Genomic DNA, 21617 nt, shown 5'->3' with positions numbered 1-21617 from the left:
GCCGATCCAGGCCGCAGAATGAAGATTGGCGGCATCGCGCCGCGGGGCTGGACGTCGTTCGATCCTGGGCCGCCAACAGACACCTGGACAATCTTAGGCAGATGTCGTGACAGCGCAGATTTTGGCTGTGGATTGCGTCGAACCGGCCGACCCCGCTCTCTCGCCTTTTTTGCGGTGGATCAAAGCGTGCGCGATCCAGCGCTACTACTGATGTCACGAACAGCAGTTATCGCAAGTCCTTAGGTGCCGGTGGCCGGTTGACTGTGAACCAAACAGCGCGGGAAGCGTTTGTGTCCATTCACTGCAGATCGATGGCACAGGCGCATGTCGCGGTACGGCGAGATGCACCAAGAGGCAATGGAGCCAGACATGACCCAACACACCTCTCTACTTGCCCAATCGAGCCAGCCTTCCGAGCATGAATTGCAGGACATCGATGCCTATTGGCGCGCTGCCAACTATCTGACGATTGGCCAGATCTACCTGCTCGACAATCCGCTGCTGCGCGAGCCGTTGCGGCTGGAGCACGTCAAGCCGCGTCTCCTCGGCCACTGGGGAACGTCGCCCGGCTTAAGCTTCATCTATGCGCACCTCAATCGCGCGATCCGGCTCAGGGACGCGAATGTGATCTATGTCTGCGGCCCCGGCCATGGCGGCCCGGCAATGGTGGCGAATACCTATCTGGAGGGCACCTACAGCGAGCTCAATCCCGACATCGCAATGGACGAGCAGGGGATGCGCAAGCTGTTCCGGCAGTTTTCGTTTCCCGGCGGTATCCCGAGCCATGCAGCACCAGATGTGCCCGGCTCGATCCATGAGGGCGGCGAGTTGGGCTATTCGCTCTCGCATGCCTATGGCGCGGCTTTCGACAATCCGGATCTTGTGGTCGCCTGCGTCGTCGGTGACGGCGAGGCTGAAACCGGACCACTGGCAGCCGCGTGGCATTCCAACAAATTCCTCAACCCTGCGCGCGACGGGGCGGTGCTGCCGATCCTGCATCTGAACGGCTACAAGATCGCCAATCCAACCATTCTGGCTCGCATTCCCGAAGACGAATTGCGCGCGCTGTTTGCTGGCTACGGCTATGAGCCGCTGTTCGTGGAAGGCGACGAGCCGGCTCTGATGCATGAGCGGATGGCGAGCGTTCTCGACGATGCGTTTGATCAGATCCAGGCTATCCAGCATGCCGCACGCAACGGACCTGCGGCGACCGCGTCACGACCAAAATGGCCGATGATCGTGTTGCGCAGCCCCAAGGGCTGGACCGGCCCGAAAGAGGTCGACGGCCTGAAGACCGAGGGCTTCTGGCGCTCGCATCAGGTTCCCTTGTCAGGCCTTGCGGAAAACCCCGCGCATCTCAAGCTGCTCGAGGAATGGCTGAAAAGCTACCGGCCCGAGGAGCTGTTCGACGCTGCCGGCGCTCCTGTCGCCGCGATCCGTGCCACGGCACCCCAGGCAACGAAACGAATGAGTGCAAATCCGCACGCCAATGGCGGCCTGCTGCGCAGGTCTCTCGAACTGCCCGGGTTGCATGACCACGCCATTGCGCTCGAGCGCCCCGGCGCCATCAAGGCCGAGTCGACGCGGGCCATGGGCAGTTTCTTGCGAGATGTCATGCAGTTGAACGAGGCTTCGAAGAACTTCCGGATCGTCGGCCCTGACGAGACTGCCTCGAACCGCCTTCAGGACGTGTTTGAGGTGACCGAACGTGGCTGGATGGAAAAGATCCTGCGCGAAGACGTTCATCTGGGACGCGATGGCCGGGTTCTCGAAATCCTCTCTGAGCACACCTGCCAAGGTTGGCTGGAAGGCTACCTGCTTACCGGGCGCCATGGCCTGTTTTCCTGCTACGAGGCGTTTATCCACATCGTCGATTCCATGTTCAACCAGCATGCGAAATGGCTTGACGCCTGCCGCGATATCCCATGGCGGCGGCCGGTCGCATCACTGAACTATCTGCTGTCGAGCCATGTCTGGCATCAGGAACACAACGGTTTCAGCCATCAGGATCCCGGATTCATCGACGTCGCCCTCAACAAGAAGGCGGACATCGTGCGAGTCTACCTGCCACCGGACGCCAACACTTTGCTGTGCGTGACCGACCATGTGCTGCAGACCTGGAACCGCATCAACATCATCGTCGCCGGCAAGCCGCCATCTTGGCAGTGGCTGTCGATGGACAAGGCAATCGTTCACTGCAGGGCGGGGATCGGCGTCTGGGACTGGGCGTCAACGGACGATGGAGCTGAGCCCGACGTCGTGATGGCTTGCGCTGGCGACGTCCCGACCCTCGAAACGCTGGCCGCAGTGCAGATCCTTAGGCAACAGGCTCCTGATCTCAGGATCAGGGTGGTCAATGTTGTCGACCTGATGACCCTTCAGCCTAAGGAATATCATCCGCACGGCCTGTCGGACCGCGAGTTCGATTCGCTGTTCACCGCCGACAAGCCGGTGATCTTCGCCTATCACGGCTATCCCTGGACCATCCATCGCCTGACCTATCGACGCACCAACCACGACAACATCCATGTGCGCGGCTACAATGAGGAGGGCACGACCACGACGCCCTTCGACATGACGGTGCTGAACGGCCTTGACCGCTTTCATATCGTCCAAAGCGTCGTAGATTGGGTTCCACGACTGAAGAGCATGCGGGTCGGGGTTAAGCAGGCGATGGACAGCAAGCTGCTTGAACATCGAGCCTATATTCGCGCCCAAGGGCAGGATATGCCGGAAATCCTTGAGTGGAAGTGGGAACAGGATGCCGATGCGGGGCCGAGGCGTCCAGATTGAGCGGATGCCCGTTCGCAAGCGCAAGGAAACGGCAACATATAGGATGGCTTCATGACCGATGCGATCCTTGTCCTGAACGGCGGTTCTTCGAGCCTGAAGTTCGCCGTTTTCGAGCGACGCGGTGAGCTCCCGCTGCTGCTGCGCGGCAATGTCTCCTCTCTCGGTCAACAACCGCGGCTGCGAGTCGAGGCTGCGGCCGGCAGGTCAAAGTTCGACAAGAGCTTGGGCGAAGCACCGATCGGTGTGGGCAAGGCGTTCGCGGCGGTTGCATCCGTGCTCGCCGAAAACGATCTCCTGCGCCGCATCGACAGGGTAGGACACAGGATCGTTCACGGTGGGCGTGACTTCACCGAAGCGACGCTGCTCGACGAACGCACGCTCAAAGCACTGCGCCTGCTAGAGCCGCTGGCGCCCATCCACCAGCGGATCAATCTCGAGATTGTCGCGCTGGCCGCTGAAATCTTGCCGCAGGCCCTCCAGGTCGGTTGCTTTGACACGGCGTTTCATTCGACCAGACCGGAGCTCGCCAAAATCTACGGGCTGCCGTGCGCGATGACTGACGCGGGCATCGTTTCCTACGGCTTTCATGGGCTGTCCTACAGTCACATCGCTGCGAAGCTGCGTGACCGATACGGCGCGCACGCCGGCGGTCGGGCGATCGTTGCCCATCTCGGCAGTGGCGCCAGCCTGTGCGCGATGGCCGCCGGACGAAGCATCGCCACGACGATGGGGTTTTCGACGCTCGACGGCCTGGTGATGAGCACGCGCTGTGGCGCGCTCGACCCGGGGATTATCCTTCACTTGCTGCAGGAACGGCGACTGTCTGGAGACGAAATGGTCACGCTTCTCTACGAGCAATCGGGCCTGCTCGGAGTGTCTGGAATATCGGGTGATATGCGGACGTTGATCGCCTCGGACGATCCCGCCGCCGCCGAGGCTGTCGCGCTCTTCGTTTATCGGATCGGACGTGAGATTGGATCGCTGGCCGCTGCCATGGGAGGACTGGACACGCTGGTGTTCACGGCTGGCATCGGCGAAAACGCGCCGTTGGTCCGGGAGAGGATTTGCGGTGCCGCTGCCTGGCTTGGAGTCGATCTCGACGAGAAGCGAAACCGAGAGGGCGAGGAACTGGCCAGCAACGCGACTTCCCGCGTCGATGTCCTTGTCATTCCTGCGGATGAAGAATGCGCTGTGGCCGCGGAGATGCTCGTCTTTTGACCTGCCGCGCCCACAACGGCCCGGAAGGGGCCAAGGCAGCTAAGCGGCTGATCGCGCCCCCAGCTCCCGTCGAACCAGGACCAGCGTCGCATCGTCGGGATCGGTCGTGACGGTGAAGCCCATGTCGCGCTCGACCTCGATCGCGGCACGATTCTCGCGGCTCTCGATCGACTCGATCGCTTCCAGGCCGAGGTCTTCGGCATAGTTCGCGATATAAGCGAGCAACTCCCAACCAACGCCCAGATGCTTGCGATCCGCACGAATGCATATCGCGACCTCACCGTTTCGATCGGCGGCATCGCCTGCCAGCGTTGCAACCGCGATCAGCATTCCGTCGGTGGAGAAGGCTAGAAAATTATGGATATGGGCGTCGTCTGAACGCGTCATCGCGACCAGCCGTTCATGCGAGACCTCCTTCACCGCGCCGAGAAAGCGAAAGCGCAGGTCGTCCGGGGTCACATGGGTGAAGAACTCGGCCAGCGTTGGCTCATCCTCAGGGTACGCGCGGCGCACTTCGAAGCGAAATCCGGTGTGGGTGGTAAGTGTATGGTGCATGACAACAGGGTCCTGATCTGAGGCTGACGTTACGCTGTCTGCTTGGGAGGGCTCATTCGCCCATGGTCTGCAACACATCCTGCTTGAGGATTTCGACGCTGCGCAGGTTGAGCAGGCGGATCACGCCCTTATCCTTCAGCCGGGTGAAAACCCGCGACACGGTCTCGATAGTGAGTCCGAGATAGTCGCCGATGTCCATGCGCGACATCGGCAGCTCCACCTGCCGCAATCCACCTTGCCGCTCCATCATGTCGACCAGGAAGGCGGCGACACGTTCGATGGCGTTCTGACGACCGAGGACAAGGAGGTGCTCCTGCGCCCTCGTCAGGCCCTTGAGTGCCAGGGGAAGCAACTGATGGGACATGTCCGCTCCAGCGCTGAAGCGGAAGGCGCGTACCCCGGTGGCATTGATCGCTTCGGCGAAGAAATGATGCGTCGTGTCGCCTTCGAAGCCGAACGTCTCTCCGGCGAGGTGGAAGGCGCTAATCTGCCGGCGGCCGTCCGCGAGCAGGCGATAGATGCGTACGGCGCCGAATTCGACCTGGTAGAAAGCGCCGGCCTTCTCGCCTTGAGCATAAATCTCCGAACCGGCGGGAAAGAAGCTGACCGGCTGTTGCGTTTCCGAGTCGAGGGCCACTGGCAGGCTTGGCTGAGCAGAATGCGACGGCAATGAAATTCTGGAGGCGGTGTAAGCGTGCATGGCTGTTGTCCAGGTTGTTTCGCGACACAGCAATCGCGCGAATCCGCGGGTCGCGAAATTCGGTTTTGTCCCTACGGGAAACTACCTAGGCACGCGCCGGCCCGCTCATGTCCAGAGCAGATTCGATGCGCCGGCTTGGCGCGAGGGTGTCGCCTCTTCCGGCCCTGTCTCCATTGTCAGCCTGTTGTCAGCTTGGCCGCGCTAGCCCGGCGCTGCGACCGGAAATGATTCTTCAAAACCATCGGCTGCGGGGTCGCCGCACGCGATCAGGAGCAATTCTAACATGCAGTTTTTCAAGTCCGGACTGGTCTTGGTCCTCTTGACGGCGTCGGTGCCAGCCTTCGCCAACACGACCGTCAACGTAAAGCTTTGGGACAAGGACGGTGCCGTGAACCCGGACGCCAAGATGGGGATGGGCATGCCGGCAAACATGAGCATGGCGACGATGGCCATCAAGCTGGACAAGACCGTCGTACCCGCGGGCGAGGTTACCTTCAAAGTCAGCAATACGTCCAAGGACACGGTTCACGAAATGATCGTCGTGCCGGCCGCGGATGCGAAAAAGACCGCATTGCCGTATGTGAAAAATGAAAATCGCGTCAACGAGGACGCGGCCGGCCATCTCGGCGAGGTTTCCGAACTCGATCCAGGCAAAACCGGATCGCTGACCCTGGACCTCAAGCCGGGCAGCTATGCCGTTTTTTGCAATATCCCCGGTCATTTCATGAATGGAATGTGGGCAACGATCCTGGTCAAGTAGACGGTGATCCAACGCTGCAACCCGCCCGCCAAAAGGCGCGGCGGGTTGCTGTTCATTGCTTCCCCGATCGAGACCGCTACCGCTTGCGCCCGATACGGCGCCGGGTTGATGATTGGCCGATCGTCAAGCGATGTCCGCCGGTTCGGCGCTGCGTTTTCGTCCGGTGATCATGGCTCGGACCAGGTTTTCGCGGTGGCGAAAGCTTGCCAGGGCGACACCGCCAATATGAAGCAAGACGAGGAGCAACAGGCCGTGCGCCGCCAGGCTATGTGCGGCTTCGACCCAGGGCACACCGAAATAGGCGTCGGTCGTCATCAGCCAGCCGGTAAGAGCGGTTGAAGCCATCGCCGCGATCAAGACGATCACCATCGCGCCGCCAGCCGGATTGTGGCCGATATATCGGGCCTCGCGGCCGCTCAGTATTGCCGAGAGATAACGCGCGACAGTCGCCGGATCACGCACGAATTGGGAGAACCGCGCATAGCGGGTACCAAGAACACCCCACAAAAGCCTTATGCCGATGAGGGCGGCGGCGGCGTATCCGGCCCAGTGGTGGATACCCTCCGAGGAATGGGAGGTGAGCCAGGCCGTGACGAAGCTGAGCACCAATGCCCAATGGAAACTCCGCACGGCCCGATCCCAGACGCGCACCATCGGCGGCGATGGGTGCGCGCCTGCTGCTGCCGGAACGTTCTGATCAATTTTCGCCGGCTTCGGCATTGTCGAGCTTTTCAAGGGTCTCGGCATTGTAGGCCAGATTGACCTTTTTGCCCGCCTTATCGACCGCGTAGACCTCATAGCAGCCCTTCTCGACCTTGATCTGCCGCACGGTGAGGCCTTCGCCAGTCAATTGTGCTTCCAGTGTTGCCTTGGGCTTGAATTGCGATTTTGGGGCGGTGCTGCAGCTGCCGCCGGCGGCGAGCGCCGGTCCCGCGATCATGCCAGCCAAAGCGGCGAAAACGAGTGTGCGATACATGATGACTCCATTCGGAAGGTTGAGCGCCGATGTTGCGCCCGCAGGTGGATCTTCGATCGTCCAGACGGCGATTCTCACCGCCATTGGAGCGAAATAATCAATTCAAGCTGACAACTGGCTGACAATTGTATCATCGGCACCGATCGGGGCCGCGCCGATCAATTTGATCTGGCGCAAGGACGGCGGGTGACGTCGTGAGCAGGATGACGGCCGGATGTAGAGCACTTCTGCTGCCCACCCGGAAAGAGGATCGCCATGAAAACCGTATTGAGGAAAGCAACATTTGGGCTTGCTGCTGCAATGCTCATGGCTAGCCATGCCGGCGCCGCCCAGGCTGACGCGCTCGTCCAGGTTTCGCTCTGGGACAAGGGCGCGAGCACGGAGATGCCGATGGGTCTTGCGTATGCAGCGCCGGGCCTCGATCTCGCCAAGGCGACCATGGGCATCAAGGCTTTGCCAAGTGTGGCAAAGGCCGGAGAGGTCACATTCAATGTGAAGAATGACTCCAAGGACACCGTCCACGAAATGATCGTGATGCACCTTGCCGATCCCGGCAAGCCGCTTCCTTACCTTGAAGCCGAGAACCGCGTCGACGAAGACAAGGCTGGCGACAAGGGCGAAGTTTCGGAGCTTGATCCGGGAAAATCAGGCACGTTGACCGTCGAGCTGAAGGCTGGAAAATACCTGCTTATCTGCAACGTGCCAGGTCACTATGGAGCCGGCATGTGGGCCGAATTCACCGTCGAGCCATAGATAATGAAGCAGGCAGCCGCCTGGCCGGAACCTGTGACTGCCGCAGTTTTCGAAAGCCTGCCGGGATCGCCGGCCTTGTCGGTTTGGCCGCGCCACGGCGGAGGCTGGGCAGTCACGGCATTTGTTTTTCCGGGGCAACATGGAGCACGTCATGAGAGCGATGGTGCTCGAAAACATCGGCGTGCCATTGAAGCTGGTCGACAGGCCTGATCCCATAGCGAGACCCGGTGAGATCAGGTTGAGGATCGAGGCATGCGCTGTCTGCCGGACCGATCTGCATGTCATTGATGGCGATCTGCGTCATCCGAAACTGCCGCTCATTCCGGGTCACGAAATCGTCGGCACTATCGATTCCGTCGGCAAAGGCGTGGCGCGTTCCAGGATCGGGCGCAGGGTTGGCGTGCCTTGGCTTGGGCACACTTGCGGGCATTGTCCCTACTGTGTCGCGGAGAATGAAAATCTCTGCGATCAGCCAGATTTCACGGGTTATACACGCGATGGCGGCTTCGCCAGCCATGTCATTGCCGACGCGCAATTCGCCTTCGATCTGGACACGGATGCCGACCCCGTATCGCAGGCGCCGTTGCTTTGCGCTGGCCTGATCGGCTGGCGATGCCTGAAGAAGGCCGGTGACGGCAAGCGGCTCGGGATCTACGGCTTCGGTGCCGCTGCACATATCGTTGCGCAGATCGCAATCTGGCAGGGTCGTGACATCTTCGCTTTCACCCGGCCCGGCGACAGTGAAGCACGGGAATTCGCCCGCTCGCTCGGCGCGACGTGGGCGGGCGGGTCGGAGGAGCTTCCGCCCAGGCAGCTCGATGCCGCGATCATCTTCGCTCCTGTGGGTGACCTGGTGCCGATCGCACTTGGTGCCGTGCGCAAGGGCGGCCGGGTGGTTTGCGGCGGCATCCACATGAGCGACATTCCGGCGATGGCCTACGAGTTGCTCTGGGAAGAGCGTGAACTGGTGTCGGTTGCAAACCTGACGCGCCGCGACGCCGAAGAGTTCTTTCCCATTGCCAGGCGCGCTCGGGTGCACACGTACACCAAGGTCTACCCGCTGGAACAGGCCAATCAGGCATTGGACGATGTGAGGCAAGGCAGATTGAGCGGCGCCGCCGTCCTGGTGCCGTGATCGGCATTCAACGAGCGTTATGTGGGAGCGTTATCTGGCCCGTCCACCCAGTTCGCGCATATGCCGGATCCACTTCGCACGGGTCGCATCGCTGGCTCCAGCGACCATGCCGAACAAGGTCTCGCGTACCGGACTGATGCCGACAAATTGCAGAATGCTTCGCTTCAGGCCGGCGATGCCGTGTCCGAGGAACCATAGCCGATACACGACGGAAGGCATGCCCATCGTCACCACGACGCGCGCCGAGCGGCCACGAAGCAATGTCTTGGTGAAGCCGCCGCCCTTGTCCGGATAGGCAAAGGCCGTTCCCGGCCGCATGACCTGTTCCAGAAATGCCTTGAGTATGGCCGGCATGGTTCCAAGCCACAGCGGAAAGACAAAGACGACATGCTCAGCCCACACGATCGCCTCGGCTGCTTCTTTCAACTCATCGGGAACCGCACCATGCTCGAACTCCTGCATCGTCCGAAGCATCGGAAAATCGATTGCCCCCAGATCGACCCGGCGGACACCATGCCCTGCCTTTCCCGCGCCCTCGCCATAGGCGTCGGCAAGACCGCGGCAGAGCCGATCCGGGGACGGGTCTGGATGGCCGACCACTATCAGGATGCGTCGCGACATGGTCTACTCCCAGGGAGCCAGGCGTTGCCGCGTCATGGCCGCTCGACCCTTGCCACCTGGTAGGTGTGCATGGTGCCGTTGCGCTCGATCGACACATATTCACCGGTCACGAACCGTTCGTCGCCGAGATGAAAGCCGATTTCGTCATCGCGGTCGCCTTCGGCGTAGTCGAAATACCACTGCCCGCCGGGCTTGCGTCTCAGCCGGCCGATCAGATCCTCCTCGCCAGTCCGAAAGCGGCGAACTCGACATGAGGCCCTGTGCGATTTCCATTCTTCGGCATCGATACGCCCTTCGCCGTTCAGCGGAGCCAGCACGTCGTAACCCTCTTCACGATCTCCTCCCGGGTGATCCTTCTCGCGGGCTAGCAGCAGCCGGACATGGCGGAATTTCGGGGTAAGGTCCTTCAAACTGGTCATGGCGAACTCCTTTTAAGGAGTCCCATAGAGCCGTAGCTGGGCCTGCCCCTTGATCCGCATCAAAGATGGCTCAAGAACCGCGCTTCTATCCCGGGCCAGGCAACAACATGGCGCCATAGCCGGCGGTCGCAGCGGTCAGGGTTGCGCCGGCCAGCGGCACCCAGAACCTGATCGGACCGGCAAATACCGCCAGTGACAGGCGGCCGATCGCATTTGCCGCCAGTGCCGCCAGCACAGCCTGACCGACAGTCTCGACGGGGACCGAATACTTGACCAGCCGCAAGGCACTGAGCACCGAGACGTCGACATCGAACGTGCCTGCCAGCGCTGAGGTAACCAGCAAGCCGCGGCTGCCGAATTGAGCTGCCAATCCAGCGCTTGCGGTCGCGACAAGCGCGAAGAGCAGCGCGAACAGCAACAGCGGACCCAGCTCGAATGGATTGCGCGCAATAGCGCTGCGTTCCTCATTCCCGCTGTCGCGAGTCATCAGCAATGCGCCGCAGACAGCGAAGGCGAGCGCGGCTGCCATCGCCGCTATAGCGACCGAAGCGAACACGCCTGGCTCTATGATCAGAATCACGGCGCAGACGCGGAGCACCGAAACCATTGCAGCCAGGGATGCCGCCCCGGCGAGCGGCAGTGGATTGCCGCCCGACGCGGCATTGCGGGCAAGCGCCAAGGTCACCGCTGTGGAAGAGACGATCGCACCGACGAGCGAACTGACCAGCAGCCCACGCGTATTTCCCAGAATGCGAACAGCCACGTAGCCGGCGAACGATATCGAGGCCATCAGCACCGTCAGGAACCAAACTTCCCAAGGATTGAAACCGCCCCACGGGTCCATCGTCCGGTTTGGCAACAGGGGTAAGACGATCGCCGTCATCACTGCCAGGATCAGCGCCGAACGCAGTTCGACCCAGGTCAGTCGCTTCAAAAGACCGTGCAGGACTTCTCGGCTGGCCAGGATTGCCGCCAGTGCCGCCCCGCCCGCAGCAGCAGCCCGATAATCGCCGGCTACGGAAAGCGCGCCAAGGGCGAAAACGCCCAGGCCTGCGATCACGCTCGTGACGCTGAAATCCTCGTCATGGGCAGCCTCACGCGCCTTGTACCAGGCAAAGATTGCCGCAAAGGCGATGAAGCCTCCGACGAGCACCGATACGGAGCCTAGTGCACTGGCCAGCGCCGCGAGCACGCCACCAAGCAGCCCGGATATGCCGAATGTCCGGATGCCAGCTGTGCGACTGCGGTCGGGCGCATCCCGCTCTTGCCAACCACGCTCCAAGCCGACAAGGAGACCTATTGCGAGGGCCAGTCCAAGCCGGGCGATGAGCGGATCCATTGGCGCGACGACTTCAGGCGGTCACCGTCGGCAGGCGGTCGCGAACCCACCTGACGATCTGGCCTGCCGTCATTGCGCCAGATGTGCGCGCGAGTTCGCGTCCGCCATGGAACAGAATCATGGTCGGGATGCCGCGAATGCCGAGCCTTGCCGCGACAGATTGCTCATTTTCGGAATTGAGTTTGATCAGGCGAACATGTGGCTCCAGTTCGATTGCCGCCGCTTCATAGGCCGGCGCCATCATCTTGCAGGGGCCGCACCAAGGTGCCCAGATGTCGACGACAACGGGAATACTGCTTCGCGTAATCTGGTGATCGAACGTCTTGGCGTCGACGTCCGGGGGGTGACCTGAAAACAGTCTGGTCCGGCACTTTCCACATTTTGCCTCACTGGCATTTCGTGACGGCGGCAGGCGATTGACTCCGCCGCATTTGCTGCAAACCACCAGATTTTGCTGTGCCATGGCCATTCACCGAACTTGTTCTCGACCACTATGCGCGCCACAGATGTCCATCGCCAAGGGTCCGCAAAGCGTTCAGGATAACCGCCACGTCAATCCCTTCCTGAAGTAGCGCTCCGGCAACCGGCGTGATCTGCCCCATGGCCGCTGCGATCATTGCCAGCCCCGACAGCGCCAGTCCGGCAATGATGCTTTGCAAGGCGATCGATCGCGTTCGCCGTGCAATCCGGACGGCATCGGCGACAGGCAGCAGCCTGTCGGTCAGCACGATGACGTCCGCCGCCTCGGAAGAGGCCGTCGCCCCACGCGCGCCCATGGCGACGCCGACCGTCGCGGCGGCAAGGGCGGGTGCATCGTTGATGCCGTCGCCGACCATCATCGTCGGCGCCAAGGCTTTCTCGGCTGTGACCGTCGCGACTTTTTCGGCAGGGGTCGCATCGGCGACCAGGGCGTCGAGGTCGAGCCGGGCGGAGATGCGCTTGGCCGCCACGCCGTCGTCGCCTGTGAGCATGATCATGCGATCAATGCCAGCGGAGCGCAGCTTGCCGAGTGCATCATGCGCATCAACACGCAGGGCGTCGCCGAACGTGAAAACACCGGCAAGCTGCCCGCCGAGTGCTACAAAGACCCTGAGCACCGCCTCGTCCCGGTATTTTTCTTCGCCCCCTTTCGCCCAGTTGGGCAGGGGACTGTCGGCGAGCACAAGAGCCCGCGATCCGGAGGCGATCGCAATGTTCTCGACCCGGCCCTTCAGGCCCGCGCCGCGATGCTCGCGGACATCACGCGGATGCGAAAGCATCAGCTGTCTGCCGCGCGCCTCCCGGATGATCGAGTCGGCGAGCACATGGTGTGAGGCCTGTTCCAGGGATGCCAACAGCTGCAGCAGATGGTTCGCGTCACGGCCGGGTGCGGCTTCGATTTCGATGAGCTCGGCGCCACCGATGGTCAAGGTCCCCGTCTTGTCGAAGATCGCGGTTCGGACTTGCGCTAGAGCCTCCAGCGCCGTGCTGCCTTTCATAAGGATGCCGGCACGCGCGGCACGCGAGACGCCGCCGATGAATGCAACGGGGGCAGCAAGGATGAGCGGGCAGGGCGTTGCGACGACCAGCACCGCAAGCGCTCTGATTGGGTCGCCGGAAACATACCAGGCGGCGCCGGAAACCAGCAGAGTGGCTGGCAGAAGGAACAGGGCAAACCGGTCGGCCATGCGAATGAATGGAGATTTCGCGGTCTGCGCTGCAGCGACCATGCGTACGATCGCGGCATAAGTGCTCTGTTCCGCGAGGGCAGAAGCCCGCATGCTCAAGGTCTCGCCCGCATTGACGGTGCCGCTGCGCAGCACATCCCCCGCGCTACGCCGTTCCGGCAGGGGTTCTCCGCTCACTGCGGACTCGTCGAGAGAGGCCGAAGCATCAAGCAGGATGCCATCGACGGGGAGCAGTTCGCCGGCCCGGACCAGAATCTCGTCGCCGACATCAACGTCCTCGACAGAGATGGTTTCTGTCCCCAGCATTGACGTTCGGTGGGCGACACGCGGCGATCGGTCGGTCAATGCCTTGAGGTTCCGTTCCGCGCGGCCGCGAGCGAAATCCTCAAGCACCGTGCCGCCCGCATACATAATCGCGACCACCACTGCCGCCAAGGGTTGGCCAAGAAACAGCGCGGCGGACATCGACACCAGCGCAATAGCATCGACACCGAAGCGGCCGATCCAGAAATCGCGCAGGATGGAGATGGCGAGAGCCGCTACCACGGGCAACGTCGCCACCGTCCAGATCGTGTCGGCCTCAAGGGGCCCGAGCCCGGTTCGCCACGCTCCGATCCCAACGGCGAGACCCAGGATGGCAATCACCAGCAATGCGCGTCGCAGGATGGACTCGTTCATGCGATGCCTTCCGATCTGATCGATGCTCGCCAATTTTCGTCAGCGCTGACGAGCGCGTCGAACTCGGGCAACAGCTAGTCGCGAGAACCACAGAACGCTTTGATCCAACGCAACGAACGGGCAAGATCGACCGGCGATTATCGCCGCTAACAGGAGACACAAGGGGTGACGATCCGAAATCTCGAACATGCGTTCGCCCCGAAGTCCGTTGCTGTCTTCGGTGCGTCGGTGCGCGAAGGCTCCGTCGGCCATGTCGTTTTCGACAACATCGTCAGCGGTGGCTTCGAGGGCGACATCTGGCCGGTCAACCCGAAATATTCGCAGATCGCCGATCGGCAATGCTATGCTGAAGCGGCGGATCTGCCTGACGTCCCAGACCTTGGTGTCATCGTTACGCCGCCTGAGACAGTTCCCGGCATCGTGCGCGACCTTGCTGAAAAGGGCACGCGGACGGCGGTCGTGATCACTGCCGGGCTTACGCGCGAGAATGGCCTGCGTCAGGCGATGCTGGACGCTGCCAAGCCCACGCTCTTCCGCATCATCGGGCCGAACACGGTCGGGCTGATGATCCCGCCGATGAAGCTAAATGCCGGATTTGCGCATATGGCCGCGAAGTCCGGCAACATCGCACTGCTGTCGCAATCCGGCGCCATTGCCACATCGCTGATCGACTGGGCGGCCGACAACAATGTCGGCTTCTCGCAGATCGTCTCCCTTGGCGACATGGCCGATGTCGATGTGGGGGACTGCCTCGACATGCTGGCGGGCGACATGCACACCCACGCCATCGTGATGTATCTCGAAACCATTCCCAATCCGCGCAAGTTCATGTCGGCGGCGCGCGCCGCCGCGCGCCTCAAGCCGGTGATCGTCATCAAGTCGGGCCGGCACGAGCAGGCGGCCAAAGCGGCCGCGACCCATACCGGCGCGCTGTCGGGCGCGGATCGTGTCGTCGATGCCGCATTGCGGCGCGCGGGCATCCTGCGCGTCGAAGGCCTGGCCGAGTTGTTCGACGCGGTTGAAACGACCGCCCGCTTTGCTCCGCTGGAGCGAGCCCGCGTCGGCATCGTCACCAATGGCGGTGGCGCCGGCGTGCTTGCCGTCGACCAACTTATCGACTGCAACGGGGAGTTGGCCGAACTCGCGCCGGGAACGATTGCCCGCCTGGATGCCGTCCTGCCGGCCACATGGTCGCATGCCAATCCGGTCGACATCATCGGCGACGCTCCGCCTGAGCGCTACCGGGTCGCGGTCGAGGCCATCGCGGCCGATGCCGGGACCGACGTTGTCCTGGTCATGAACTGCCCGACCGGGCTCGGCTCGCCGCTCGGCGCGGCAAGCGCGGTGGCAACGCTCGCGCAGGACGGTAAGATCGGCGGCAAACCGGTCCTGACCTGCTGGCTTGGCGAACACACGGCGCGCGAAGGGCGACGTATCCTTCAGGACGCGGGGATTGCCAGCCTCGAGACACCCGCCGATGCCGCGACGGCCGTATCCTACCTCGCCGACTGGTCGCGAGCCCAGCGGGCCCTGCTACGTACGCCGTCGAGCCACGGCGAGGCCGCCACGAGCGGTCGAGAAGCGGTGCTTGCCCTATTCAGGCAGGTCGCCAGGGAAGGCCGGCGCATGCTGACCGAGCCCGAGGCCAAGGCGGCGATTTCCGCCTACGGCATCCCGGTGCCCGAAACGATCATCGCCAGATCCCCTGCCAAAGTGGGGCAGGCGGCCGGCCGACTTCTCAAGACATCCGAGCAGGTCGTCGTCAAGCTGCTGTCAAAGGCGATCTCGCACAAGTCGGACGTTGGCGGGGTGGTGCTCGGCATTGCAGCCGCGGCGGCAGCCGAGGAGGCAGCACGCGCAATCGAGGCCCGGTTGCATAAGCACGATCCTCAGGCCGATATCGAGGGTTATGCCGTACAGCCGATGGTGGTGCGAAAACAGGCTCAGGAACTGATCCTTGGTGTCAGCCATGATTCGATTTTCGGTCCGGTTCTCCTGTTCGGGGCGGGTGGCGTCGCCGTTGAGGTGATGGACGATACCGCGATCGCGTTGCCTCCGCTTGACGACGTTCTTGCCGGTGACCTGATCGGGCAAACGCGGATCGGTCGGCTGCTCGACGGATTCCGCGATCGCAAACCCGCGGATCAGCAGGCGATCGTTGCGGCGCTCAACGGCCTATCGCAGATGGTTGTCGACTTTCCGTGCCTCGTATCAATGGACATCAATCCGTTGCTCGCGGACACCGCCGGCGTGATCGCGCTCGATGCACGCATCGAGATCGAACCGAAGCGGGTGGAGGAACCTGGGCCGAATCCTGCACTGTGCATCCGGCCCTACCCGTCAGGTTGGGAGAAGGAAACGTCGGCAGGTGGCGCGCATTATCACGTCCGGCCGATCAAGCCGACCGACATCGCGCTCTATCCCGAATTCCTGGCCAAAATTTCGTCTGACGATTTGCGCCTGCGTTTCCTTTCGCCGCGAAAAAGCTTCTCCGATCAGGTGTTGAAGCGGCTCACCCAGCTCGACTACGACCGCAATATGGCTTTCGTAGCATTGGACAAGAGCACTGGCGCGCTGGCTGGCATCAGCCGGTTGTCCTGCGATCCCGACCACGTCAGCGCCGAATACGCATTGCTGGTGCGGACGGACTTGCAGGGTCATGGCCTAGGTTGGGAGTTGCTCAGCCAGATCATCGATTATGCAAAGGCCGATGGGATCCGCCGCATCGGAGGTATCGTGCTCAGTGAAAACAGCAAGATGCTGGCAATGTGCCGTGAATTCGGCTTCTCCTTGATGCATCTTCCGAACGAGCCAGGGCTTGTCGAGGCCAAGCTCGAACTCGGTTGAGGTCAATCATCCGCAACAGTCAGGAGGCCGTGCACAGGGTTTCGGAAGCATCGCGCTGCCAACATCTCCTCAGTTCCGCGGCAATGTCGACGGGCTTTCGATCGGAATCGGTCCTGCGCCAGCTGGCCTGGCCGGCTTTTCGCTGCAGTTGACGCGAAAGGATATCGACCGTTGCATCCGAGGGACCGCCCTTGCGTTCGCTGACCCGTCGCCAAAGGACGAGTGGATCCGCCTCCAGCCAGAAACCGAAGAATGGAATACCCCGGTCTCGCGCCGCCTTCTCGATCCGCTCACGATCGGCCGGTCTGTCGAAAACCGCATCAGCTACAACCGAGCCACCCTCGGAGAGAATCAAGCCGGCGCGCCATGCCATTTCGTTGTAGACGCGATCGGACACATCAGGACGATAGGCCTTGTCCGGCAGCCTGGCCTCGGCGGGCACGCCGTGCATCGCTTTGCGGATGCGGTCGCTTTCGACTATGCGCGCACCGGGCGGCGCACCGATATGGGCGGCGAGCGCCTCGGCAATGGTCGTCTTGCCTGAACCACTGAGACCGCCGATGGCAACGAGCCTGGGCGGCGTTTGCTGCAGAAATGTTCGGGCCAGTTCGAAATAGGATCGGGCCTCGGCAGTCAATTTGCCGGAATCGGCGCTGCCTTCCTCGACCTGGGTGGCGGTGACATGCGCGCGCACAGCCGCCCGCACCGCCATGAAGAAAGGCAGCAGGACAAAGCCATCCTCGTCATCGGCCTCGTCGAGGTAGCGGTTCATCACGAGATTGGCGAGCTCTGGGAAACGGCGATGCCAAAGGTCCATCAGCAAGAAGGCAAGGTCGTACAGAACATCGATGCTGGCGATCTGGTCATTGAATTCGATGCAATCGAAGAGGCGAGGCTCGCCATCGAAAAGGCAGATGTTGCGCAGGTGCAGATCGCCATGACACTGGCGGATCTTGCCCGCGGCCTCCCGGCGATCCAGCAATCCGGAATGGCGCGCGAGTGCGGTGCGGAAAGCCCGGGCAAACGTCTCGATCTCCCGTTTTGTAAAAACGTGACTGGTGCCAAAGCCGGCCTCGTTGATGTCGAGCACGCCCATCAAATTGAATGAGCCGGTTCCGTTGTGGATCTTCGGCGCCGCACGGTGATGTCCCACGATCATGCGTGCGACCGCCGTCATCAGCGCTGGCGTCAGTTCTCCCGCGGTCGCCATCCGATCAAGGAGCCTCGACTGATCAAACCGGACCATCTCGATCACCGCATCGACCATTTGGCCAGCGCCATCGAAAACGAGTTTGCCGTCGACTTCGCGGGTAATGCGCCGCACGCCCAGATAGAGGCCGGGTGCGGTCCTGGCGTTGAGTTCCACCTCTTTTTCGCAAGCGGCCAGCCTTAGTGCTGGCGTCGAGAAATCGACATAGGGCAGCTTGACCGCCCGTTTCATCTTAAAGGCACGTCCATCGATCAAGAAAATTCGCGAGATATGAGTCTCGATCGCTTCGACCTGTCCGGCCATGCCATAGGAGGCGGGATCAAGCAGGAACGCCGTAGCGGATTGCTGCTCGTCAACGACCATGTCCGGCCTCATCGATGCCTGTGTCGTGCGGAGACTGTTTGCGCCCTCTGTTTTCATTGCTGCAACGTCTCGACATAACCGGCCAGATCATGGATCCGTTCCCTGGTGACGATTTCCCCGGCATTCGGCCCATATTTCTTCACGTCACCCGGAAGGAATTGCCGACCCCAGACCGGCATGTCGCGATTGCCATGCGCCGGCACCATGCCGCGGCCGTCGATGACGGCAAAGACGCGCCAATAAGGGAATTCGCCGCCATTGCGCCTGGAGAGGCGCGTCAGGTCGCTTGGCCGCTTCAACAACTCGTCGCCCAACGGGCCGTCCCCCTTGCCTTCAAGGCCATGGCAGACGGCGCATGAGTTCATGTATTCCGCCTTGCCGTTGCCGAGTTCCTGGGCGCCAGCTGCGTTGAGGGCCAATCCCGCCAAAATCGCCGCGATCAGGAATTTCATCTGCGTTTCCCCGACTGATCGACTGAAACCTACAGCCCTGGTTTGCTAGTGCGTTGATGCGGATCAAATGCCGCCGCGGTCACGGTATTTGATTCAGCGCAATGAACGCATCGGGCAGCCTCGCTAATGACTGAAACCACGACTGATCCTTCAATCGAAATCAGGAGTTGCCGCCGTGACTTTCAGGACCTTGCTTACGGTTACCGGGCCGAACCAGGGTGAAGGTGATCTCAAGCTAGCCGCCTCGCTGTGCGAACAGGTCGGCGCCCATCTCTCCGTGCTCGTTCTCGAGCTTGCCGCGCCGCCCTCAGGCGGCGAGTATGCCGCTGTCGTTTCGCCTGCCTGGCTGGAGGAACGCCAGGCCGAGCTGAAAAGGCTCGAGAAGAGAATTTCGGATGTCGCCGGCTTTCTCTCCCAGAGCGCCGTATCGGCCGATCTGAGCGACGACTATCCCGACACGGGGTGGGCGGACGACGTCATCGGAAGGCGTGCCCGCTACGCCGATCTGACCATTCTCGGGCCAGATTTGCTGGCAAGCCATACGCTGAAGGATAAAGTCATCGAGGGCACGCTGTTCTCGTCGGGAAAGCCTATTCTGCTCGTTCCCGAGGGCACGCGGCCGACGCTGAAGCCGAAACGCGTCCTCGTTGCATGGGACGCCCGCCTTGAGTCATCGCGCGCCGTCCGCGAGTCCCTCGATATGCTGAAGGGCGCCGAAGATGTGCGCCTTGTCATCGTCGATCCTATTGAAGATGAGTTCCATCATGGCGAGGAGCCGGGTGCAGATGCCGCGGCCTATCTTGCCCGGCATGGCGTGAAGGTTACGGTCGACCGGCTGCCGAGCGCGAACCATTCGGTTGCCGATGTGCTTCGCCAGCATGCCGGCGACGTTGCGGCTGAGCTGATGGTCATGGGCGCCTACGGTCATTCCCGGTTGCGCGAACGGATTTTCGGTGGGGTCACCAAGTCGATGCTTGAAGGTCAATCGTTGCCGGTCTTCATGGCGCGATAGCAATTCACAGGGAAGAGCGGGCCGGCGCAGCTTGCGCCGGCCCGCTCTCGTTCCTGTAGCGAAGGGTTGCGGACTTACTCGCTCGCCTCTCGACCGGACACCTGCTCGATCAGAATCCGGAAGAAGACATGCGGTGCATTGTCGGCCGCGGGAGGAGTGATCGGCTTGAGTGCGCCGGGCTCCCACCAGTCGGTGTGCTTGCTCAACACCGACCAGGCATGGTCCCTTTGAAGCTTGTGGCCGATCCGGTCGGGCAGCTCTTCATATCGGCCATCGACAATGACACTTCTCCATCCTCGGCCCTGGCCATGTTCGTCCACCTGGACGGACACCAGCGGATTGGACCGCATCCATTCGATCTTTTTGCCCGGCATGGAAAACGCGTAAAGATGAGCGTCCGAATGGGCGTAGTGGAAGGGCACGACATAGGGCTGCCCATCCTTAGCGCATGCCAGATGGCCAACACGATTGGCCGTCAGCAATTTGGTACATTCCAAAGCCGAAAGCGTGCTGATCTGCATTAGTGCGATCTCCTGTTCTTTACGGCTAGGCCGGAAACGTGCCGCTGGCCAGTTTTGTACAGTTGGGCAGCCTCGTCCATAGCGAAGACAACGTCGTTGTCAGAGAGCCGCGGGAACCGCAGATAGTGGTGGCCCAAGGCCCGGAACTGTCCTGGCTGACTAAGGCAAACCACACGGTCCGCTTCCTGTTCCAGTTCAACGACCGTCTCTTGCGGTGAAACAGGAATTGCCACGACGATTTCCCTCGGTGACCGGCGCTTGAGGGCGCGGATCGCGATTTTCATGGTCGTACCGGTCGCGGCCCCGTCATCGACGATGATCGCGGTCTTTCCCGCAATCGAGATCGGTCTGGTCTTCCAGCGATAGGCAGCGCGCCGGCGCTCGAGTTCTGGTCGCTCATTTGCAATCAAGACACGTAGCTCGCATTCGTCGAGTGCATAGGTCTCGACAATCTCACGGTTCAGCACGACCTCCCCAGGGTCGCCATCGACGATTGCGGCAACAGCCAGCTCGGGATTGCCCGGGGCGCCCACCTTGCGGATGATAAGCAGATCAAGAGGAGCGTGGAGGGCTTTGGCCACTTCCACTGCGACGGGCACGCCGCCGCGCGGTAATGCCAGTACGATCGGGTGATGCAATTGAAGCTTGCTCAGTTCCAGGCCAAGCTTGACTCCAGCGTCTTCCCGGTCGCGGAACATCGGTCAATCCACCGGCCACAGTTTTCGCAGCGACTTCTTCATCGAGTTTCTGACCTGTACGATCTCGCCATGCGAAATGTGACGGTCGAGAAGCTTGAAAACGGCACTGATCGCGACATCGAAATCGATCTCCTCATCGTAGCCGAAACTGTTTCTAACGCTGATAATAAAGTCGCGCTTGGTGCGCTCATGCGCAGGCACCGCGGGGTTCCAGCCTTCGAAATAGATGCCGCGGACCAAAACAGGCAGTTGCGCCGAGAGATCGGCCATTTCTGCTGGCGAAAGCCAATCCCGCACCGTGTGTAGAACGGATCTCAGGAGACGGCACGCGCTCGGTTCGCTCCAGCAGAGGTCCTTGGCGAGCTCCTTGACCCATTGTTGCGCCTGCTGGCCAGCGTGCGTGAAGTCAGCAAAGGACGTGTGGGAAATATGACCCATGGCGGATGCTCCTCGAAGATTTGAACTCCATTCTCAGGCATCGAAAGGCTTTGAGCATTGAGCAGGATCAAATCGTTCAAAAGTGCGTCGCCCCGATTGTTTTCTACAGCCGCCTCGACCAGTTCGAGGAGGCCGCGCACCCGCTGGCAAAGGGGACGAACACCGTTTGCGCAAGCGGCGGGTTTCAGCCGCCGGATTTTTGCACCAGCAGCGGAATGATCCGGTCGCTTTTCGCGACGGCCGGCCGTCCCGCCGAACCGTAGGGGATGCCGAGCGCGTCCCAGGTTTCGACCAGCGCGTCCTGCAGTTCGGCGATCAGCGCATCCGAATGGAATGGCGTCGGCGTGATGCGCAGCCGCTCGGTGCCGCGCGGCACGGTCGGGTAGTTGATCGGCTGGATATAGAGGCCGTGCACGCCAAGCAGCCGGTCGCTGGCCATCTTGCACAGCTCCGGGTCGCCGA

Annotated in this window: 21 protein-coding genes and 1 pseudogene; 7 read left to right on the top strand and 15 right to left on the bottom strand. The window is 61.7% G+C overall.

The genetic code is table 11. From position 1 onward, the window contains the following. Positions 1-369 precede the first annotated feature (369 nt). Both EN808_RS26755 and EN808_RS26750 read left to right on the top strand, forming a co-directional pair. Positions 370-2793 carry a phosphoketolase family protein gene (locus EN808_RS26755; protein WP_135917211.1) on the top strand — a complete coding sequence of 808 codons (2424 nt, stop codon included), beginning with the start codon at positions 370-372 and terminating at the stop codon, positions 2791-2793. Between the two features lie 51 nt (positions 2794-2844). After that, a complete protein-coding gene (locus tag EN808_RS26750) occupies positions 2845-4011 on the top strand; it encodes an acetate/propionate family kinase (protein ID WP_135917210.1) in 1167 nt (388 codons plus the stop codon). Positions 4012-4050: 39 nt separating this feature from the next. Here EN808_RS26750 and EN808_RS26745 read toward each other — a convergent pair whose 3' ends face one another. Beyond that, positions 4051-4566: a GNAT family N-acetyltransferase gene (locus tag EN808_RS26745; protein WP_135917209.1), complete on the bottom strand. Its 516-nt coding sequence runs from the start codon at positions 4564-4566 to the stop codon at positions 4051-4053. Between the two features lie 52 nt (positions 4567-4618). Further along, positions 4619-5266, bottom strand: coding sequence for a helix-turn-helix domain-containing protein (locus EN808_RS26740; protein WP_135917208.1), 648 nt, complete (start codon positions 5264-5266; stop codon positions 4619-4621). 331 nt (positions 5267-5597) lie between these two features. Between EN808_RS26740 and EN808_RS26735 the strand changes: the two genes are divergently transcribed. Then, positions 5598-6026: a plastocyanin/azurin family copper-binding protein gene (locus EN808_RS26735; protein WP_245464307.1), complete on the top strand. Its 429-nt coding sequence runs from the start codon at positions 5598-5600 to the stop codon at positions 6024-6026. A gap of 123 nt (positions 6027-6149) precedes the next feature. Here the strand turns inward: EN808_RS26735 and EN808_RS26730 are convergent, their stop codons facing one another. Both EN808_RS26730 and EN808_RS26725 read right to left on the bottom strand, forming a co-directional pair. Next, positions 6150-6680, bottom strand: a complete 531-nt coding sequence (locus EN808_RS26730; protein WP_127277208.1) for a cytochrome b/b6 domain-containing protein — start codon at positions 6678-6680, stop codon at positions 6150-6152. Positions 6681-6723: 43 nt separating this feature from the next. Beyond that, complete coding sequence (locus EN808_RS26725; RefSeq protein ID WP_189343527.1) at positions 6724-7002, bottom strand: PepSY domain-containing protein; 279 nt, start codon at positions 7000-7002, stop codon at positions 6724-6726. Positions 7003-7257: 255 nt separating this feature from the next. Between EN808_RS26725 and EN808_RS26720 the strand changes: the two genes are divergently transcribed. Then, positions 7258-7755: a sulfocyanin-like copper-binding protein gene (locus tag EN808_RS26720; RefSeq protein WP_127277185.1), complete on the top strand. Its 498-nt coding sequence runs from the start codon at positions 7258-7260 to the stop codon at positions 7753-7755. A 151-nt stretch (positions 7756-7906) separates the two neighbouring features. Beyond that, complete coding sequence (locus EN808_RS26715) at positions 7907-8890, top strand: zinc-dependent alcohol dehydrogenase family protein (protein ID WP_127277182.1); 984 nt, start codon at positions 7907-7909, stop codon at positions 8888-8890. Positions 8891-8920: 30 nt separating this feature from the next. Here EN808_RS26715 and EN808_RS26710 read toward each other — a convergent pair whose 3' ends face one another. From EN808_RS26710 to EN808_RS26690, 5 genes are all read right to left on the bottom strand, one after another. Beyond that, positions 8921-9511, bottom strand: coding sequence for an NAD(P)H-dependent oxidoreductase (locus EN808_RS26710; protein WP_135861776.1), 591 nt, complete (start codon positions 9509-9511; stop codon positions 8921-8923). 32 nt (positions 9512-9543) lie between these two features. Beyond that, entirely contained in the window at positions 9544-9930 is a 387-nt protein-coding gene (locus tag EN808_RS26705; protein ID WP_127277177.1) for a hypothetical protein, read from the bottom strand. A gap of 85 nt (positions 9931-10015) precedes the next feature. Continuing rightward, positions 10016-11269: an MgtC/SapB family protein gene (locus tag EN808_RS26700; protein WP_127871017.1), complete on the bottom strand. Its 1254-nt coding sequence runs from the start codon at positions 11267-11269 to the stop codon at positions 10016-10018. Between the two features lie 13 nt (positions 11270-11282). Then, a complete protein-coding gene (trxC, locus tag EN808_RS26695) occupies positions 11283-11732 on the bottom strand; it encodes a thioredoxin TrxC (protein WP_127871018.1) in 450 nt (149 codons plus the stop codon). A gap of 28 nt (positions 11733-11760) precedes the next feature. Further along, on the bottom strand, positions 11761-13614 hold the full coding sequence (locus EN808_RS26690; protein WP_135917206.1) for a heavy metal translocating P-type ATPase: 1854 nt from the start codon (positions 13612-13614) through the stop codon (positions 11761-11763). 165 nt (positions 13615-13779) lie between these two features. Between EN808_RS26690 and EN808_RS26685 the strand changes: the two genes are divergently transcribed. Further along, positions 13780-16461, top strand: a complete 2682-nt coding sequence (locus EN808_RS26685; protein WP_135917205.1) for a bifunctional acetate--CoA ligase family protein/GNAT family N-acetyltransferase — start codon at positions 13780-13782, stop codon at positions 16459-16461. Between the two features lie 19 nt (positions 16462-16480). Here the strand turns inward: EN808_RS26685 and EN808_RS26680 are convergent, their stop codons facing one another. Beyond that, entirely contained in the window at positions 16481-17974 is a 1494-nt protein-coding gene (locus EN808_RS26680; protein ID WP_245525137.1) for a bifunctional aminoglycoside phosphotransferase/ATP-binding protein, read from the bottom strand. 113 nt (positions 17975-18087) lie between these two features. Then, entirely contained in the window at positions 18088-18486 is a 399-nt protein-coding gene (locus tag EN808_RS26675; RefSeq protein ID WP_127280173.1) for a cytochrome c, read from the bottom strand. Positions 18487-18661: 175 nt separating this feature from the next. On the opposite strand from EN808_RS26675, the gene EN808_RS26670 reads away from it, so the two are divergent. Next, complete coding sequence (locus EN808_RS26670) at positions 18662-19498, top strand: universal stress protein (protein WP_127280174.1); 837 nt, start codon at positions 18662-18664, stop codon at positions 19496-19498. Positions 19499-19572: 74 nt separating this feature from the next. On the opposite strand, the gene EN808_RS26665 is transcribed toward EN808_RS26670, so the two are convergent. From EN808_RS26665 to EN808_RS26650, 4 genes and pseudogenes are all read right to left on the bottom strand, one after another. Next, positions 19573-20019 carry a pyridoxamine 5'-phosphate oxidase family protein gene (locus EN808_RS26665; RefSeq protein WP_127280175.1) on the bottom strand — a complete coding sequence of 149 codons (447 nt, stop codon included), beginning with the start codon at positions 20017-20019 and terminating at the stop codon, positions 19573-19575. Then, positions 20019-20717: a phosphoribosyltransferase gene (locus tag EN808_RS26660; protein ID WP_135917203.1), complete on the bottom strand. Its 699-nt coding sequence runs from the start codon at positions 20715-20717 to the stop codon at positions 20019-20021. The genes EN808_RS26665 and EN808_RS26660 overlap by 1 nt, the downstream gene beginning before the upstream one ends. A 3-nt stretch (positions 20718-20720) precedes the next feature. Beyond that, positions 20721-21155: a DUF2267 domain-containing protein gene (locus EN808_RS26655; RefSeq protein WP_127280177.1), complete on the bottom strand. Its 435-nt coding sequence runs from the start codon at positions 21153-21155 to the stop codon at positions 20721-20723. A 184-nt stretch (positions 21156-21339) separates the two neighbouring features. Further along, positions 21340-21617 (bottom strand): annotated as a pseudogene (locus EN808_RS26650) (aminotransferase class I/II-fold pyridoxal phosphate-dependent enzyme); the annotation flags it as partial.

It is taken from the genome of Mesorhizobium sp. M8A.F.Ca.ET.165.01.1.1, assembly GCF_004792065.1.
In the GTDB taxonomy this organism is placed as follows: Bacteria; Pseudomonadota; Alphaproteobacteria; order Rhizobiales; family Rhizobiaceae; genus Mesorhizobium.
This window is presented reverse-complemented; position numbering and strand designations above follow the sequence as displayed.